General features: G+C 46.0%; 14 protein-coding genes. 7 read left to right on the plus strand and 7 right to left on the minus strand.

Going from position 1 to position 16,114, the window contains the following annotated elements; all coding sequences use genetic code 11:
• Positions 1–97: 97 nt before the first annotated feature.
• The 3 genes from GWK48_RS10805 to GWK48_RS10815 are packed head-to-tail and all read left to right on the plus strand — an operon-like array spanning position 98 to position 3,836.
• Positions 98–1,219: a MaoC family dehydratase gene (locus GWK48_RS10805; protein WP_246263819.1), complete on the plus strand. Its 1,122-nt coding sequence runs from the start codon at positions 98–100 to the stop codon at positions 1,217–1,219.
• Positions 1,207–2,658 (plus strand): acetyl-CoA hydrolase/transferase C-terminal domain-containing protein, encoded by a 1,452-nt coding sequence (locus tag GWK48_RS10810; RefSeq protein WP_174632183.1) that lies wholly within the window; start codon positions 1,207–1,209, stop codon positions 2,656–2,658. The genes GWK48_RS10805 and GWK48_RS10810 overlap by 13 nt, the downstream gene beginning before the upstream one ends.
• Positions 2,655–3,836, plus strand: coding sequence for an acyl-CoA dehydrogenase family protein (locus GWK48_RS10815; RefSeq protein WP_246263820.1), 1,182 nt, complete (start codon positions 2,655–2,657; stop codon positions 3,834–3,836). Before GWK48_RS10810 ends, GWK48_RS10815 begins: the two co-directional genes overlap by 4 nt.
• Before the next feature lie 100 nt (positions 3,837–3,936).
• On the opposite strand, the gene GWK48_RS10820 is transcribed toward GWK48_RS10815, so the two are convergent.
• Positions 3,937–5,322: a 4-hydroxyphenylacetate 3-hydroxylase N-terminal domain-containing protein gene (locus GWK48_RS10820; protein WP_174632185.1), complete on the minus strand. Its 1,386-nt coding sequence runs from the start codon at positions 5,320–5,322 to the stop codon at positions 3,937–3,939.
• 302 nt (positions 5,323–5,624) lie between these two features.
• On the opposite strand from GWK48_RS10820, the gene GWK48_RS10825 reads away from it, so the two are divergent.
• The 3 genes from GWK48_RS10825 (at position 5,625) to GWK48_RS10835 (ending at position 8,778) form a co-directional block, all read left to right on the plus strand.
• Positions 5,625–6,266, plus strand: a complete 642-nt coding sequence (locus tag GWK48_RS10825; protein ID WP_174632187.1) for a helix-turn-helix domain-containing protein — start codon at positions 5,625–5,627, stop codon at positions 6,264–6,266.
• Positions 6,267–6,401: 135 nt separating this feature from the next.
• A complete protein-coding gene (locus GWK48_RS10830; RefSeq protein WP_174632189.1) occupies positions 6,402–7,796 on the plus strand; it encodes an MFS transporter in 1,395 nt (464 codons plus the stop codon).
• Positions 7,797–8,013: 217 nt separating this feature from the next.
• Complete coding sequence (locus GWK48_RS10835; RefSeq protein WP_174632191.1) at positions 8,014–8,778, plus strand: SDR family NAD(P)-dependent oxidoreductase; 765 nt, start codon at positions 8,014–8,016, stop codon at positions 8,776–8,778.
• Here GWK48_RS10835 and GWK48_RS10840 read toward each other — a convergent pair.
• Positions 8,753–10,264 (minus strand): AMP-binding protein, encoded by a 1,512-nt coding sequence (locus GWK48_RS10840; RefSeq protein ID WP_174632193.1) that lies wholly within the window; start codon positions 10,262–10,264, stop codon positions 8,753–8,755. The two genes, GWK48_RS10835 and GWK48_RS10840, sit on opposite strands and share 26 nt — an antisense overlap.
• A 596-nt stretch (positions 10,265–10,860) precedes the next feature.
• Here GWK48_RS10840 and GWK48_RS10845 point away from each other — a divergent pair.
• Positions 10,861–11,688, plus strand: a complete 828-nt coding sequence (locus GWK48_RS10845; RefSeq protein WP_174632195.1) for a hypothetical protein — start codon at positions 10,861–10,863, stop codon at positions 11,686–11,688.
• 173 nt (positions 11,689–11,861) lie between these two features.
• Here GWK48_RS10845 and GWK48_RS11720 read toward each other — a convergent pair whose 3' ends face one another.
• The 5 genes from GWK48_RS11720 to GWK48_RS10865 form a co-directional block, all read right to left on the minus strand.
• Positions 11,862–11,996 carry a hypothetical protein gene (locus GWK48_RS11720; RefSeq protein WP_281359970.1) on the minus strand — a complete coding sequence of 45 codons (135 nt, stop codon included), beginning with the start codon at positions 11,994–11,996 and terminating at the stop codon, positions 11,862–11,864.
• Positions 11,997–12,115: 119 nt separating this feature from the next.
• The gene (locus GWK48_RS10850; RefSeq protein ID WP_174632196.1) at positions 12,116–12,889 is read right to left on the minus strand and encodes a hypothetical protein; all 774 of its coding nucleotides are present in this window, start codon (positions 12,887–12,889) and stop codon (positions 12,116–12,118) included.
• A 13-nt stretch (positions 12,890–12,902) separates the two neighbouring features.
• Positions 12,903–13,043 carry a hypothetical protein gene (locus tag GWK48_RS10855; RefSeq protein ID WP_174632198.1) on the minus strand — a complete coding sequence of 47 codons (141 nt, stop codon included), beginning with the start codon at positions 13,041–13,043 and terminating at the stop codon, positions 12,903–12,905.
• A gap of 555 nt (positions 13,044–13,598) precedes the next feature.
• Positions 13,599–14,354, minus strand: a complete 756-nt coding sequence (locus GWK48_RS10860; protein ID WP_174632200.1) for a hypothetical protein — start codon at positions 14,352–14,354, stop codon at positions 13,599–13,601.
• Complete coding sequence (locus tag GWK48_RS10865; protein ID WP_174632202.1) at positions 14,347–16,095, minus strand: AAA family ATPase; 1,749 nt, start codon at positions 16,093–16,095, stop codon at positions 14,347–14,349. The genes GWK48_RS10860 and GWK48_RS10865 overlap by 8 nt, the downstream gene beginning before the upstream one ends.
• Positions 16,096–16,114 lie beyond the last annotated feature (19 nt).

A 16,114-nucleotide genomic window follows, 5' to 3' on the forward strand; every position in this document is an offset into this window, starting at 1 on the left:
CCTTCACGTGCAGTAAGTTGGTTCCATCAAAATTAGGAAACCTAGGAGCCGGTTTATTACTTTTTCCCATCAGTATAGGGTCAGGGTTAACGTCTGCGTGGTAGTTCCTTCATACGTAGAGAATGCTCTGTCTAGAATAGTTTATAATTTTCATTACTTAATAGAGATGGGTGACATTGTGGTATTTGGAGCCTTCGGTCCCTTTTTTGAGGACTTTGAAATAGGAATGAAAATCAAACACAGGCCTTGCCGTACTGTCTCTCAGTACGATAACGTGCTGTGGTCTGCGCTAACCTTGGACTATACTCCCCTATACCTAGACGAGACCTACGCGTCCCTGACTAGCACGGGGAGGATCTCAATAAATCCTAGATTCGTTCACTCCCTGGTGGTTGGTCTCTCCACTAGGGACACGAGCCTAAACACTATGGCGTTCCTTGGGGTAGACTACGAAAAGCTACACGCACCTGTCTTCCCTGGGGATACCCTATGCGTGGAATCGGAGGTTGTGACCAAAAGGGAGTCTAAGAGACCCAACGTCGGCGTAGTTAGCTGGGTAGTTAGGGCTTTCAATCAGAAGGGAGAGATTGTGTACGAGACCAAGAGGAGCAACCTCATTTACAAAAGGCAGGAGTCCCCCTGGATAAAGTACCTAGAGGCCAGAGACCTTGTAACCAAAAATAGGGAAAATAAGGACTACAGGAGAGACCCCATAGCCTCTCAGGAGCTGTCTCCTTCCCATCCAGGTTGGTGGGGGAGGTTCCTAGAGGACTTCTCCCCTGGTCAGGTCATGATACACAGAATTGGTAGGACAGTCTATCAATACGATAATCTGTTGAGCACTGTTGTCTCCATGAACGTGGCAACTCTACATTTCGACAGCGAGTACATGCTCTTTCACGAATACGGCGAACCCGTAGTACAGGGACCCCTCGTCGTGGGGATAGCGTGCGGAATTTCCTCCACGGAACTTGGAGTAAACTTGGCTAGGGACCTAGGCATCAGGGAACTTAAGCTCACTTCCCCCGTCTTCGATGGTGACACACTCCACGCCAAGACTGAAATATTGGGCGCGGAACCTCTGGAGACCACGGGAATAGTCAGGGCGAAGACCACCGTATTCAAGGACAACTTCTCCAAGGAAGTTGGAAGTTTTGTGAGGGAACTCGAGATTTACAGAAAGGGATTTTCCCCTTGGGTGAAAATATGGAAAGAGTGAGGTGTTCCCCCGACTCTTCCGGGGACCTCCTGGAGACCTTGAGGGCTCTCATACCGACAAACGGTGTGATAGCAGTAGGTGGAATGTCTGGTTCCTCCTTACCCAAGGTCTTTCCCAAGGTTCTAAAGGAGTTGTTAAGGGGAGGAGATTACTCCATTACTCTCCTCACTGGAGGCGCGACCTCGGAGTCATTTGAGGAGAGCATATCCGAAGTCTCGGGTTCTTTTAAGGCCAGGTATCCCTTTCTGAGTGGGGGAGTCCACAGGGACATGGCCAACTCACTGTCCTTAAGGTTTTTCGACTACGGACTGTACAAGTTCAACAGAATGGTCAGAAACGGTTCGTTCAGTATCGATCTAGCCGTGATAGAGGGGACTGCCATAGATGACCAGTGTAGGGTCACTCCGTCCCTCTCCTTGGACTCCTCCACGTCCTTCTTGAAGGTAGCTAGAAAGGTCGTAGTGGAGGTTAACGTGTCCAAGCCTGACCTTGAAGGTATCCACGACGTAGTGGACGTGGACGGGCCAATTTCCCTAACCCGTGTCAGAGACAGGATAGGGTCCCCAAAGATTAGGATCCCTAAGGATAAGATATCAGGGGTAGTCATCTCCGACTCTAAGGAGAGCTCCTCAGGTGCCTATAAAACCCCTTCGGTTGCTGAGGAGAGGGTGTCAAGAAACTTAATGGACTTCCTGGTCCAGGAGATAGGCAAGGGACACACGAGAGAGCTCTACGAGAGATCAAGGTTTGTGATTCAGCCAGGTGCGGGGTCGTTATCCAGCGCCATGTCCACTGAGGTCCAGGAGAGAGATATGAGGGTGAGCATCTGGGCTGAGACTCTACCCGTGAAATGGGCATTTTTGTTGGGAGAAAAGGTGGACAGTATAACCTCTTCAGCCCTCTTCGCCCTCCACGGGGAGGAAAGGTACTTGGAGGAGTTCTATCAGGCCTTCTCCATGTTCAAGGACCTCACCATAAGGGGGCAAGAGGTCACCAACAACCCTGAGGTGATCCAGAGACTGGAGCTAGTGTCCATCCTCCAAGCAATAGAGGTCGACATTTACGGAAACGTTAACGTATCCCACATCGGTGGGAAGGTATATAACGGAGTTGGAGGGTCAGTGGACTTCGCTCCCAACGCGTATCTGACCGTGATAGCCCTCCCTTCTACGACATCTAACGGAAGGGTATCTAGGGTATCCCCCATGGTAAGCCACGTGGACATACCAGAACACTACGTTGATGTGGTAGTGACGGACCAGGGATATGCAGACCTAAGGGGTCTCTCCCCGTCCGAGAGGGCTGAGCTCTTGATAGAGAAGTGCGCTCACCCAACGTTCAAGGACAGCCTCCTGAAGTATCACGAGAAGGTGAAGTTAAAGGGACATGAGGGGCACGACCTGGTGGAGATGTCGAGGATCTGGGGCGTGATAGCTTGAAGGAGGTCCTGGAGGTCATAGGACACTCGGAGGAGGTAGACCTGCTACTCTCCTCGGTGGACAGCCTCATGGAGAAGTATAACGTGGGCTATTGGAACGAGATGGACAGCAAGGAGGAGTTCCCCCAGGAGTTCTTCAAGGAGTTCGTGGGAAGTGGCTTCGGCTCCATCCTCATCCCAAAGGAATTTGGGGGCGCTGGGCTCGGTACGAAGGAGGCTTCCCTGATCCTCAGGGAGATTAACAGGCTTGGAGGGAACTCCTACTTCGTTCACGGGCAGTATTACAACCTAGCCCTCCTAAATAAGTGCGCCTCCCAGGAGCTCAAGGAAAGGATATTCCCCGAGATGGTCAGAGATAACTTGCTGGTCTTGAGCTTAGCCTTGACCGAACCTGAGGCTGGGTCTGAGAGTACGAGGATAACGACCTTCGCGGAAGAGAGAGGGGACAGGTACGTAATAAACGGTCGAAAGGTATTCATCTCAAGGGTGGACAGGACTGACTTCTTAGTGCTGGTAGCTAGAACTAAGCCTTACAACGAGGAGAGGAAAACCGAAGGGATCTCCATGTTCCTAGTTGACATGAGGCAACTGAAGGGACAAGTTGAAATGAGGAGAATAAGGACCATGTCCAACACCGACGCCTATGAGCTCTACATCAACAACTTGGAAGTAACACGGAAGGACCTGCTGGGGAAGGAGAACGATGGGTTTAAGTGCCTGTTGAGGTGCTTAAACGCGGAGAGGATAATGATAGCTGCAGAGATGGTAGGGAACACGGAGTACTTCTTGGAGAGGGCTGTGGACTACTCCCGGGAGAGAAGGGTGTTCGGAAGGCCTATAGGCCAGAATCAGGGAGTCCAATTCCCACTGGCCCAGGCTTACATGGAGCTCATGACTTCCTCAACTACCTTGAAGCAGGCACTGGACCTCTATGAAACCAGTTCCGATGAGAGATCAATAGGTACCTTCGCCAACATCGCCAAATTTAAGGCTACCGAAGCTGCCTGGTACGCTGGGAATGTGGCTATGGACGTTTACGGGGGGCTGGGGTATGCGCGGGACTTGGGTATTGAGAGGAAGGTTAGGGAGACTAGGCTCTTCCTCGTTGCTCCAATATCCAAAAACTTGATCTTAGCTGATATTGCCCATAACGTACTTAAGCTACCGAGGTCATTTTGATTTAATTTATATAAATTATATGAGTATATAAAGAGCAGGTAACCTAGCTGGATTGGATGGTTTCGCGAAAACCCCAACGTTCTCGTAAACCACGTTCATTTCAGCCCTCCTGCTCTGTCAACCTACGCACTAAATCCTCGGCGTCCTTATAGTTGTAACTTCTAGATAGCTCTATTTTACTCGCCTCCATGGACCCTTCAGCATGCACCATGAGGGTGAGAAGGTAACCGGTCAGGTGACTGGATCCAAGTTCCTTAGCTATCTTCAGAAGCTTGACCCTCTCCTTTCCGTCCACTGCGCCTCTAAGATACTTAGATATAACCTCTCCCTCAGGGCTAGACAGATCCTCCTCCGAGGGCATAGTACTTATTATACCCCCAGATATGTCTATAAGGTCCCTAACTATGTCGTGGAAATGGGCGTTGGAATAGAGTTTTCCCACGTTAGTGAAAGTGGGATTGGGTATAGCCACTTCCTCATCCACTATGGGATTCATGGCTGCGGCGATGGCTGTTGCTTTCATGACTTCCTTGTACATTACTATGTCCACTATTTCGTCCCTAACCTGCTTCTCGTTCAGAATTCCGTTGGCTAACGCCATTAACCTTGACGCACCCAAGAAAAGGTTTGAGGTGGCTATCCTATACGAGACTGCAGTGAACCTATGGAACGTTGCGAATAAACTCGCCACTATTCCGCTATACTTAGTCTCCTTAAAGAGGAACACCCTGTCCCACGGTACGAAAACGTCCTGGAAGACGGTAAGGGTCTCCAACTCGTAGTCCTCCCTGGACAGAACTGACGAGGAGTTACCCTCCAGCTCGTCTATGGGTCTCACATACATTTTCAGTCCCTCAGCGTCAGCTGGAACTGCGAAGGCAATTGAGTACTCACCTTCTCCCTCTCTCATGGCCCTAGTCGGTATAACAATTATCTCGTTGGAGACTGCCCCTTGCGTGGTGTGGGCTTTGGCACCCCTTACCCTTATCCCCTTTTCATTGACCTCTGTGACCCTTAAGTACATATCTGGATCCTCTTGATCCCCAGGCCTCTTGGACCTATTTCCCTTTACGTCCGTCTGGGCTGTGGCCATGGTAAGGTCGTTCCTGGACACGTAGTCGAAGTAGGATGATAACCTCTTGAAGTAGTCAGTCCCTACCTCTCTGTCTAGCTTCCTGGTAGCGACCATGAGGGCGAATAAAGCGTCTGTACCTATCGCCTGGGAGATGTTGAAAACTCCGTTACAGTACATGGTGAGGCCATATATAAGCTCGTGTCTGTCTAGTAAGTCACGTGAGTTCCTGGGGACTGTGAAGAACTTACTAACCCTACCCTCCGAGATCCTCTCTCCGTACTCGAAGAGCTTCGAGGCATGTTTTACAGCTACCCTCAGCGTAGGATGGACAGTAACGTCGACTAACTTTCCCCTATAATAAACTTTTCTTTTATCCCTCAACGACTCAATAAATTCGCCTTTTGTCCTCATATGTTCACTATCACTTATTAGGATAATTAATTTTCCTATCCATAGGTTGTTCAAGAGGTCGAGGAACTCATCGAACGCGCATCACGGTCTCTCTGCCTCATATCCCAGACTTTTCCTATGTACACAACCGTTGATAGAAGAGATTCAGACTTTGTCCTTTAAGGCGAGGGAGAGGTCAGAGGATCTATGGCACCCTCAGGAACTATTTAAGGGACTCACGGAATCCCGTTAAAAACATTAACCGCGTCACCATCGTTATTGACCTATTTAAGGTTTATTATTGTTGAAAATAATATATACCTATGTATTCCAAATATCCTCTAAAACTGGTTTCAGTAAATCTCCTCCATGAGGGGTGCTGGACGAGTTACCTGAGCGATAGAATGGAAGTCATAGCCCATAAGACGAACGGGAGGATATACAGGGACTTGGTTTTGGGTGACCAAAGGGGGTTTACTGTCCTCAAGAAACTCGACGTAAAAACCAGGATAGAGGAGATACGCAACGTGAACTATCTAGAGGGGAATAAGGTCCTTGTTGACATGACTCTTTCCTATCATAACTCGATTTTCTCCATCCTTAACTTCCACAATATATTACTACTGGAACCGACCATTGTCCACGGAAACGAAATGTGGAACTTCCTGGCTTACGAGTATCAGGTCAGGGACGTGGTTAAGGAGTTGGAGGGAGTGGCAAAAATTAGGGATGTGTCTGTCGAAGACTATCACTATGAAAAGCTTACCGAGAACGAGCTGAAGACTCTGACCACAGCACTTGAAATGGGATACTATAACTTTCCAAGGGGGGCCAGTCTAAGGGACTTGTCAATGAGGTTGAAGAAACCCAAGAACTCGGTCATCCACGATCTAAGGAGCGGTGAAAGGAAAATAATCAGAGCTATGCTGGAAATGTTAAGGGGTGGACACCTGCGGGAAGCATGAACTTCTAACCTTAAGTGAATATAGGTGACCACTTCCTCAGTTTTATGAATCGTAACGTTAAATTGAAATTAAAAACTAGAGGATAACGCTTTTGTTAAGATATATTTATATAGTTGATTGGTTTATGAAACTATAATGGCAGACTCTTCCAATTTAAAACAGTCTCCAGACTGGTACGTAGCTAGGGTAGACAGGCTACCCACGTGGGGGTTGACCTACGCGTTGATATGGGCAATGGGGTTCTCATTTTTCATAACCCTCTACGACGTGATAAACGTGGGTTTCGCTCTTCCCTACATACCCTTCGTGGTCACAGCGGGTCAGGCATCGCTCATAGCCTCTCTGGGCCTCTTCGGTTACGTTGTCGGAGCGCCTATCTTTTCCTACATTGCTGACATAGTGGGAAGGAGACCGACCCTGATGTTTACAGCCCTCCTGACTGCCATAGGGAGTTTCGGGGACGCCCTCTCAGTCAACTATCCCATGCTTGCTGTTTTCAGATTTATAACTGGAATGGCCATAGGTGCTGACCTCGTACTAGTGATGACCTACATGGCTGAGATGTCCCCCGCCTCAAAGAGAGGACAGTACACTAACCTGGCTTTCATAGGAGGTTGGGCTGGAATTGGAATAGGGCCTTTCATCGCTGCCCTCATCGTCACGTCAATCCCAGTGGTTGGATGGAGAGTGATCTTTGTGGTTGGGGGGATCCTTGCGGGACTAGCCCTTGCCATAAGGGCCTATGCACCAGAGACCGTAAGGTTCTTGGCGGCCAAGGGCAATTTTGACAAAGCTGATAGCCTGTGCAAGGTGATGGAGGAGACTTCTATGCGGAGGGCTAAGCTAAACTCCTTACCTGAGCCCAACGTAAAGATGTACGGGGTAGCCAAGGAGAACCCCTTCAAGACCTTGGCGAAGCCAAAGTACTTGAAGAGGCTGATAGTCCTTTTCCTACTGATGTTCACCATTTACTTCATGGATTATCCTTTTCTAGTCTTGCCTGAAACGTGGGCAAAGGACATTCTAGGCTACACCGGTTCACTGCTATCGTCCACGATATTTTATTTCGGTTTAGCAGGAATAGGAGCTTTCCTAGGTGCTATACTGCTCAGGTTTATTATTGATAGGTTTGACAGAAGGTACATGACCATATTCGGAGTAGTGATGTTCATGATAGGTTCGGGTATCATGGCACTTGGTGGTATAGCTAGGAGTATTCCGACCTTCTTCCTTGGAGCCTTCATAGCTGAGCTTGTGGGAGTAGGGTGGTTTAATGTGTACTATTTACTGTGTAGTGAAAACTTTCCAACGCACGCTAGGGCCACTGGTTATTCCATAGCAGACGGGGTGGGACATCTGGGGGGAGCCATAGGACTCCTGGCGCTATTCCCATTGATCTCGGTTCTGGGTAACGTGGGAGCGTGGGTGATCCCTTGGATTCCAGCGGTAATAATGGCCATTGTGACCGTTTTTGCCTTACCTAAGACCGTAAAGGTCAGGTTGGAGGAGGTGAACGAGGCTACAGACTAGCCTAAATATAGTACTCAGTTATAAGGATAAATCCCCAAGCCAAGAGTTCTTTACAGGTAAGACTTTCTTTTTCTAGTTGAACGGTATGAGATTATGGAAGCTGTTTCGGGGAAGTGAGGAGCTCCCTTGTTGTGCAAGTTTTTCTATCGCGTTTCAGAAGGAAAAGCCCTCACAGTCCAAGTGAAACTTAATAAGCTTCCTTTTCGTAGTATCCACCATGTACAACCTGAAGGGAAAAGTGGTCGTGGTTACGGGTTCAGGGAGGGGTATTGGGAAGGAGATAGCCCTTGTAGCTGCTACTGAAGGAGCTAAGCTGGTTATCAACGCCAAGAAAGGGAGGGAGGAGATGGAAAAAACCGTCCAGGAAATCAGGGAGACAGGAGGTGAGGCTATAGGGGTTCTGGCTGACGTCTCCTCGGAGAACGGGTGTAATGATATATTCCACCAGACTGAGAATAGCTTAGGTAAGGTGGACGTGTTGATAAACAACGCAGGGGTTGGGATATATTCCCCCATAGCAGAGGTTGACGAAAAGATAATGGAGAAACATTTCCAGACAGACTTTAAATCGGTCCTTTACTGCTCGAAGGCGGGAGCGTCAAGGATATCTGACGGTGGGGAGATATTGAACGTGGCTTCCCTAGCTGGTATCCTTCCATTTAAAGGGCTTTCCATCTACGGGGCCATGAAGGGAGCTGTCATAACCTTGACCAGGTACCTGGCCCTGGAGCTAGCCCCAAGGATCAGAGTCAACGCTGTAGCCCCTGGTCTTGTAAAGACGAGGATGGGAGAGAGCCTCCCCAAGGTGTGGGGCATGACAGAGGAGGAGTACGCCCAAAAGTTCACCCTCTCTGGGAGGATATTGGACCCCAGGGATGTAGCTCAGCTGGTGATATCGATGTTGAAGGTGGAGGGTATGACCGGACAGGTGATTGTCATAGACTCAGGAGAGTCCCTCATGGGTTCTGTAGGAATTTTTTGACGTCCTCCCTGACCGTCTTTTTATCGAGTTTCCCAGTACTCGTCTTTGGGATGGAATCCACGAATATTATCCTGTCAGGCAACCACCACTTTGGGAAGGAGTTCAGTCCCTGCAAGTACTGGACTATCTCCTCCTGCGAGGTCTTTTCCTTGGCAACCACTAGGGCTACAGGTCTCTCCCCCCACTTGGGGTCTGGGACCCCGATGACCACAGCCTCGAGGACCTTGGGGAAGGACATTATGGCGTTCTCTAGGTCAACGCTGCTTATCCACTCCCCACCGCTCTTGATGAGGTCTTTCATCCTGTCGACTATCTTCACGTTCCCGTCTTGATCTATTGTGGCCACGTCCCCGGTCCTAAACCATGTGAAAGACTCTTCCCTTCCGTAGTACTTCCCAGTGACGAATGCTCCTCTAACCGCAAGTTCACCTACGGTCCTCCCGTCCCAAGGTAGCTCCCTCCCCTCGGTATCTAGGAGGGCTATCTCGAAGGCTGGTATTGGGTACCCCTGTTTTGAGAGCTGGTCTAGGTCATCCTTACCATTAACTGTGGCTATGGCCTCCGTCTCTGTCATCCCCCATGCGTGGAGGATCCTGATGCCCAGCTTCCTCATTTCACGCATCAGTCCTCTAGGCGGTTCTGCTCCCCCCATCACCGCTGTCCTGAGCCTCCCTAAGTCCTCCTTCTCCTTTTGGACGTAGTTCATGACGTCAATCCAGACTGTGGGTGCACCAGCTGCAACAGTAACCCCCTCGCCCTTTATGAGGTCGACAAGTTCCTTCGCTCTAGGTCTCACCCCAGGTAGGACAAGTTTTGCCCCAGTCATAAGCGAGGCGAAGGGTATATCCCAACCGGATATGTGGAACATGGGTACCACGTCCAGGACAACGTCCTTGCCGGATATCCCCAACACGTCATTGGAGAGGAGGGCAAGGGAATGGATAAAGACGCTCCTGTGACTATATACTACCCCTTTTGGCTTCCCAGTAGTCCCTGAGGTGAAGCAGCTTACCGCTCCCTTCCTCTCGTCTACGTCGGGAAAGCCCTTAACGGGTCTCATAGAGTCCACCAACTTATCGTACTCGGGGTTAAGGAGGAAAGTCCTCACCTTGGGCTTCACCGTCTCGTACACATCCTGGTCCACGAAGGCTGAGGAGTCGTGTAGTTGGTCTATTACGTAATCAACTTCGTTTGGGTGGAACCTGACGTTTACAGTGTGCAGAACCCCTCCAGTGAGGGGCACTGCGAAGTAGAGCTCCAGGTGCCTATAGGTATTCCACGCTATGGACGCTACCGGTTTACCAGCCAATTCCTCGCTGTACAGGAGGGAGGCTAGTCTCCTAACGCGGTTCGCAAACGTAGCGTAAGTAAAGGTCTTGGTCTCGTCAAGAACCCTGGACACGATGGTCCTGTCCGGGTAAAGTTTTTCTACTCTCCAAAATATGGACTTAAAATTAAGCTGGTAGTCCATAATGGTTGAATCCATATTTTAAGTTATTGCTGAATCCATATTTATTTATGAACAGTCCCAAAGCCAGTGTATTGCCTAGAACCGTGGATCAGGCTGTGAGATTAACCTCTAAACGTCTAGTCCTTGAATGGCTGGATAAAAGATTTTTAATTACCTCTTAGGTAAAGATAAATACTTTCTACACTTTCTGGACTTGCCGGTGAAGATCCATTTTATTAAATATATTCTATGGGTGTCCATAGTAAACTTTAGACAATTTCTATAGATACGAATGATTTGAGACTTTTTTGAAAGATAGACCTAACTAACTGGATATTATTTTACTTAAATATATTTTAAAACTGTCCCTAATGAAATAAACGTTTAAACAGTAGCCAAACCACGTAAATATATCCTAGAATAACGGACTACCCACGTAATATTAAGTTAAACTCGGTTGATCAGACCAGCGCAAAGAAAGCTCTGGATATAGAGAAGATAGATTAAAAAGAACGGCAAACCTCGCTCTTTAAGGCGGGGTGAAAGTCAGTTATGTTTAAACAGCAACACTAAATTGAATAAGTTCCTCATCCACAAACTTTTATAATATACTCAAACGATATGCATTAAGTATGTGTCTTATTATAACATCAATAGTAGGGGTAGCAGGAACATTATCAGGAGTAGTATTAGGGACATTTCTTCAAAGAATACTCTTATTCCGTGACATGGTTAAGTTAAAAATAGAAGATGATATTGAACGTCAGGTTTTTTCACAATCCATAAGGATAAGGCTTAGAGTCAGCTATAAGAAGGGTAATTTAGTAGCACAAAGCGTAGTAGGCTTGCTTACTTTAGAAAAGGCGGAAAAGGTGATAAAAAACTATGCTATCTGTGAATTTAAAGAGAACAGGGACAATTGGCAGGCAATAGTCTGTAAACAAGGTAAGTTTCAAGACGAAATAAAGGACGAGCCGTTACCGTGGCAAGTATGGAGCGATATAGGAAAAGGATTTAACGATATCACGTACAGATATTCTACCTCAATTAGCAAGAAATCTTCAAATAAGATAGAGCTAATGGACATATATAAAGTAGTTCCTAATAATCCTTCTAGCAACTCTATCTCTTTAGTATGTCAAAAAACTCAGCAGAAGCCGAACCAAAACAACTCGAACCCAAATTATTTCTATATCTTAAGAATATTCGCTGAGTATGGCCCGGATCCATATTTGGCGAGGTTAATATTATTCTTACCAATTCCTCCTAACGACTTTGATAGTATCCTTATGAAAGTGAAAGTTAGTGGTACCAATGTTAAAGGTGCAGAAGAGAAAGGGGTTATAGTACAAAGTAATGGAAATGACTATGAAATCTGTTTAAAAGATAGAGAAATTATAAAAAAATGTAAAAAGTTTAGCGACCTAACATCAAGTATAAATACCCTAGAATGCCACTAAACTTCCTAACCGCGCTTGAACTAACTCTCTAATGCGATAGAACCTATCGCAGAACCGGTAGCTCAAGGCCCAGAAGAAGAAAAACTCTTTGCTTGTAGAGAAGAAAACTTCGTCCTCTATAGCATTTAGGACGTCAATTACTCAGTTGAGGAAAAAACACCTTCTTGATCTTACTACCTCTTTCTCGCCTTTGCGAAGACTACAGCCGCCACTACAATGATCACCAACACAGCTACTATTACTGCCATTGTTGTAAAGTTAATGGAGAGGGAGCGTGAAGTCTTAGAGCTGGAGGGCGAAGTTTCCACGCTTGTCGTAGTGGACGTGTTCTCATGTTAAAAGTTACAGTAGAGGACACCGATGAAACGCTTGTAGACTGTGTGCCCAAAAACTCTATCTCCCAGTATAGTATTGCCCAGTTAGCGCCTTAGCCATTAACTGCATTATTTGAAGTGTTCCCTCCAACGGCAGTCCAGTACTCGCCAGGGGAGGGGTCGAACTTCAAATCGTAGACGAAAGTTTTGTTCTCCCCAGTGGTCAGGTCCTCGGTAAAAACTTTGAGTGCTCCGTTGTGGGAGAACGTCACGGACATCAACACGGCGTCGCCTGGTTTCGGTTCAAACCCGTAGCCTAGACCTATCTTGGTCACGTTAGGTGGGGTTTTGGGTGAAGTTAAGTTCACTATATATAGGTAAACGCTTCCTGAAAAACCAGGTAGGAAGTAGACCACTATGTATGGCGTTGTGGAGTAGGGGAAAGGCGTAGGCGTAATTGTGTATTCACCACTTAAGAAAAACTCCCCTAGTTGGAAATTCTTGCTTGTTTCATTGCTTGTTGTTGGAATAACCTGAGTAACCCAATAGGGGATTGAGTGGTTGCCATAAGGGTATTGGCTGGACTCCGTCAGGAAGAGGTAAATAGACCAACCTTGAGTAGGGCCAAAATTTCCTTCATTGTTGTAAGTGCCTATCACGTTCACATAAGTCTCATTCCCGTTGTATTCAAGGCCATAGGCCATTACAAGCCCTACATGTGCTAATGTCAGATAATTGTTTGGAACTGGAGCGAGAACTAATGCGAGGCTACCGTTTACGAAGTTGCCCTCTAATGACGGAAACTTGTCGGTAGGAGTGGAGTAGGTATTTCCTGGCTTGTTAATATTATCAACACAGGAAAACCCCTGGAATAGTAGGGAAGACATGTATACCCCAGATTTAGAGGCTTGAAATAGCACTTCCGTTGGTGAGCGGTAGACCCCCTTGGTAACTATTTGAGTGCGTCAGATCCACAACTCCTGCCTGGAGGAGTAGCGCGGGAATGACAAGGACTTGAAGGAGTTTTCTTGAAATATACATGTTATAATGTACTTAATAGAAGCTTTAAAAATTTTGCGGACTACTTCAGCTTACCTCCACCCCACCTTGAAAGGTATTGTAGTTCTTTCTATTATCTTACTCCTAGAAAATGGGAATGGATATTACCTAGAAATAGAAAGCGTAACAATTAGACGCAAGGAGTCCTAAAACTCTACTAAGTTTCTACTACAGCTAGTAAGGAAGACATATTTCTCCTTGCACACTTGAGTAAGGTGATAGGTAAGACTGAGGGTAAATATTGCTGTAAAGGTCTCTTGTTCATAAGCAACTCTGGCTTAACCATTTTAACATTCTTCCTCGTCGATTCGTTTAACATTTCTATTATCTCTAACAGTTAAGTGCGCACACTCCCCTCTGGTATTGCGTGAGTAACGGTTGGCTCCCGCTACTCATGGTATTGAAGTTGACCAGAAGGGAGCTCCATAAGAAATTTAGGAAAAAAAGAGCTTAAGGACCTTCACCCCACCTTGAAAGGCTAGGCTTGCGGTTCTTTTTCACTATAATAAAGATGCATAATGGGTATTGACGTCTCTTTCAATCTCCTAGTAATACCTTAAGTGCGGCTATCTGCTTATTAAACACTTTCTCGGTGATGTCTTTATTCGTAAGCATATAATGGATTGCTAACATGTCAAAATCTTCTATCTTCTTTCTATTGCATGCATCCTTGCTACTTAAATTTTCATACTGTTTTTTGATAGATCCGTAAGCCTCTTTAGGATCGTTAGATAAGTTCTGTAGCTGTAAACCTAATTTTCCCAATGAGTTCATTATTTGTTTGTCCCTAAGGAAGTCAAATACGTCTTCTTCAATCTCGTGCTGGGTAAACTGACTATTTCCTTTATTGCCGTTGAAGGTTATAATGATGCGCGTCTCAAGTTCAAAATTAAGGTAAAAGACTTCATCTCGTTTTATTTCCGTTACATTATAATGCTCTAGTGAGCTCCTCAGCCTTTGATACTTATCTTGGTTATCTATATCTCCTATGAACATTACGTTCTTCAAGCTCCTTTTTCCCACTCCCTCTTGCAGTCCTCTTATTACGTTTTGCCAATTATCTATACCTTTTATCGCTGACTTTATGATGTTTATGATCCTTTCACATTTAGTATAAACAATAGCGATTAGCGCTAATGTTATCTTGATGTCAAGGCTTCCGTCCATAACAACTATCGTATGTTCCCCAATTTCGCTCGTCCCCTGCAACCTAAGTTTGTGGCGACTCAGCTCCTTTAATATGCGTGAAAGGTGCGCATAATCTGTTCCAGATAAAAAGTTAACCTTAGCCAACCGTCTCTCCTCTGACAATCACTCTAGGGTCTACGTTTAACTTTAGGTATTTTGAAAGGTTGTCTATTTCTTTCTTGACAAGTTTACCATCATTTTTCACATCGATTGCCAAACACCTTGCACCAAAATTTTCTATAATGTCCTCAGCCACAGCTAGGTTATGTGTAGTGATTACAACCTGTCCAGGTATGTTTTCAAACCAAGCTATTATGTGCCCCAACAGCTTTGGATTTAGATGGCTCTCTATATCGTCCCATAGTATTAGCCCAGGTTTCAAGTACTCATAGAGTAGCCTTACTGTCAAGAATATCTGCAGTCCTTCCCCCAGGTCAAAGAGCCTCACTCTCTTACCGTCCGATCTCATTAAGTAGAAGGTGTTTTGTCCTGCAAAGGGCTCGAAAGTTATTGTTGGTATGTACTCCTCGTTGTTCACTTCGTTAATATCTGAGATCACTTCCTTTATTACGTCTGTCATGTTCGATATTGTCTCCCAGTTATTTTCGATATATGAAATGTACTTCCTTAGCAACAAGGAATTTACGAATAGTGCTCTTTGCTCACCTTCCGTGACCTCCTTATCTCCTTCTAAAACCTTTTTAATTACGTTGTTCTCATACGTTATCTTAACCCTCCTTTTTCCTCCCTCTATCTCTACTGGAAGTTGAGTGTTATAGAAGTGGAAAAGGGACCTACTCTTTTGTGCGTTATTTTCGATACCGTGAAGATAAGCTAGGAGCTCGATAGAATCGTTGAAACCTGCTGGTCTTTGCTCCGCAGAGGCTAACAAGTAAAGGGCTTCGAGGAGGCTAGTTTTCCCTGCATTATTAGCTCCTATAATGACGTTAACTTTCCCTAAATCCACGCTTCCCTCCGAAATTCCCTTGAAGTTTTTGATTCTGACTTCCTCAAACCCTACCTGCTGGACTTCCTTTACCCCTAAATATTTACCGTCGTATAAGATTAAAGAATTTATTCTTATTCTGGAGCCCGCGGCACCGCTATTACCCACCACGTATATGTGGCCAGGCTTACCGTTTGGCCCAAGATAGATAGGAGGCGTTCCAGCCATATCAAGAGAGACAGTAAGTGAGCCGTAGTCGTAGACCACCTTTAAGGTATGTCTCCCTTTAACCTCACTGACGTGAACAGGTAACAGCTCGCAGTTCCCATCAGGATTTACTAAAACGATATCTTTTATAGGGCTATTAGGGGTTTGTAATTTTCGAGAGTATATAGGGTTAAAACCCACAGCGTAGCTACCCTTTGCGTAATATTTCTCGCAACCGCCTAAGAGTTGACCATTACAGTTAGTTTTAGAGTCGGGCTCACTTTCCGCTAAAAAGCCTACTATTAGGTTATCTCCCTCTCCTTCATAGGTGTAATCAACTTCTAAGTAAAATGACGGTCCTATTTCCTTATGTGTGAACAAATAGGTTGCAGTATTGGTTTCCCTGTTAATTAGCGTTCCGTCAAAACCTTGTAACTCCTTTGCGTCCTTACACTCCTCATATTTCACTACTTTAAAGTCATGGACTAGAAAATCTTTGTCGTCAGGGAGAGTGTCAGGTTTATCTTTAACAAGATAAATGTACGCTGTGCCTTTATCTACATTTACGTAAACCTTTCCATTATGTGCTAAAGCCCTAACTAAATTATAGTGGTCATCATATACACCATAACCTTTAGCATCAAAGTCAATTATTGCTAGTCCCTCGCCCTCTACTTTAGCCCTATATATCATAATAGTAAATATGTGGTAA

The organism is Metallosphaera tengchongensis (assembly GCF_013343295.1).
Classification (GTDB): Archaea; Thermoproteota; Thermoprotei_A; order Sulfolobales; family Sulfolobaceae; genus Metallosphaera; species Metallosphaera tengchongensis.

Bases quoted from the DNA above. Each gene is read 5' to 3' on its own strand.
- GWK48_RS10820 (WP_174632185.1), bottom strand. From the start codon at position 5,322: ATGAGGACAAAAGGCGAATTTATTGAGTCGTTGAGGGATAAAAGAAAA.
- GWK48_RS10825 (WP_174632187.1), top strand. From the start codon at position 5,625: ATGTATTCCAAATATCCTCTAAAACTGGTTTCAGTAAATCTCCTCCAT.
- GWK48_RS10865 (WP_174632202.1), bottom strand. From the start codon at position 16,095: ATGATATATAGGGCTAAAGTAGAGGGCGAGGGACTAGCAATAATTGAC.
- GWK48_RS10835 (WP_174632191.1), top strand. From the start codon at position 8,014: ATGTACAACCTGAAGGGAAAAGTGGTCGTGGTTACGGGTTCAGGGAGG.
- GWK48_RS10810 (WP_174632183.1), top strand. From the start codon at position 1,207: ATGGAAAGAGTGAGGTGTTCCCCCGACTCTTCCGGGGACCTCCTGGAG.
- GWK48_RS10840 (WP_174632193.1), bottom strand. From the start codon at position 10,264: ATGGATTCAACCATTATGGACTACCAGCTTAATTTTAAGTCCATATTT.
- GWK48_RS10845 (WP_174632195.1), top strand. From the start codon at position 10,861: ATGTGTCTTATTATAACATCAATAGTAGGGGTAGCAGGAACATTATCA.
- GWK48_RS10830 (WP_174632189.1), top strand. From the start codon at position 6,402: ATGGCAGACTCTTCCAATTTAAAACAGTCTCCAGACTGGTACGTAGCT.
- GWK48_RS10855 (WP_174632198.1), bottom strand. From the start codon at position 13,043: ATGTATATTTCAAGAAAACTCCTTCAAGTCCTTGTCATTCCCGCGCTA.
- GWK48_RS10850 (WP_174632196.1), bottom strand. From the start codon at position 12,889: ATGTCTTCCCTACTATTCCAGGGGTTTTCCTGTGTTGATAATATTAAC.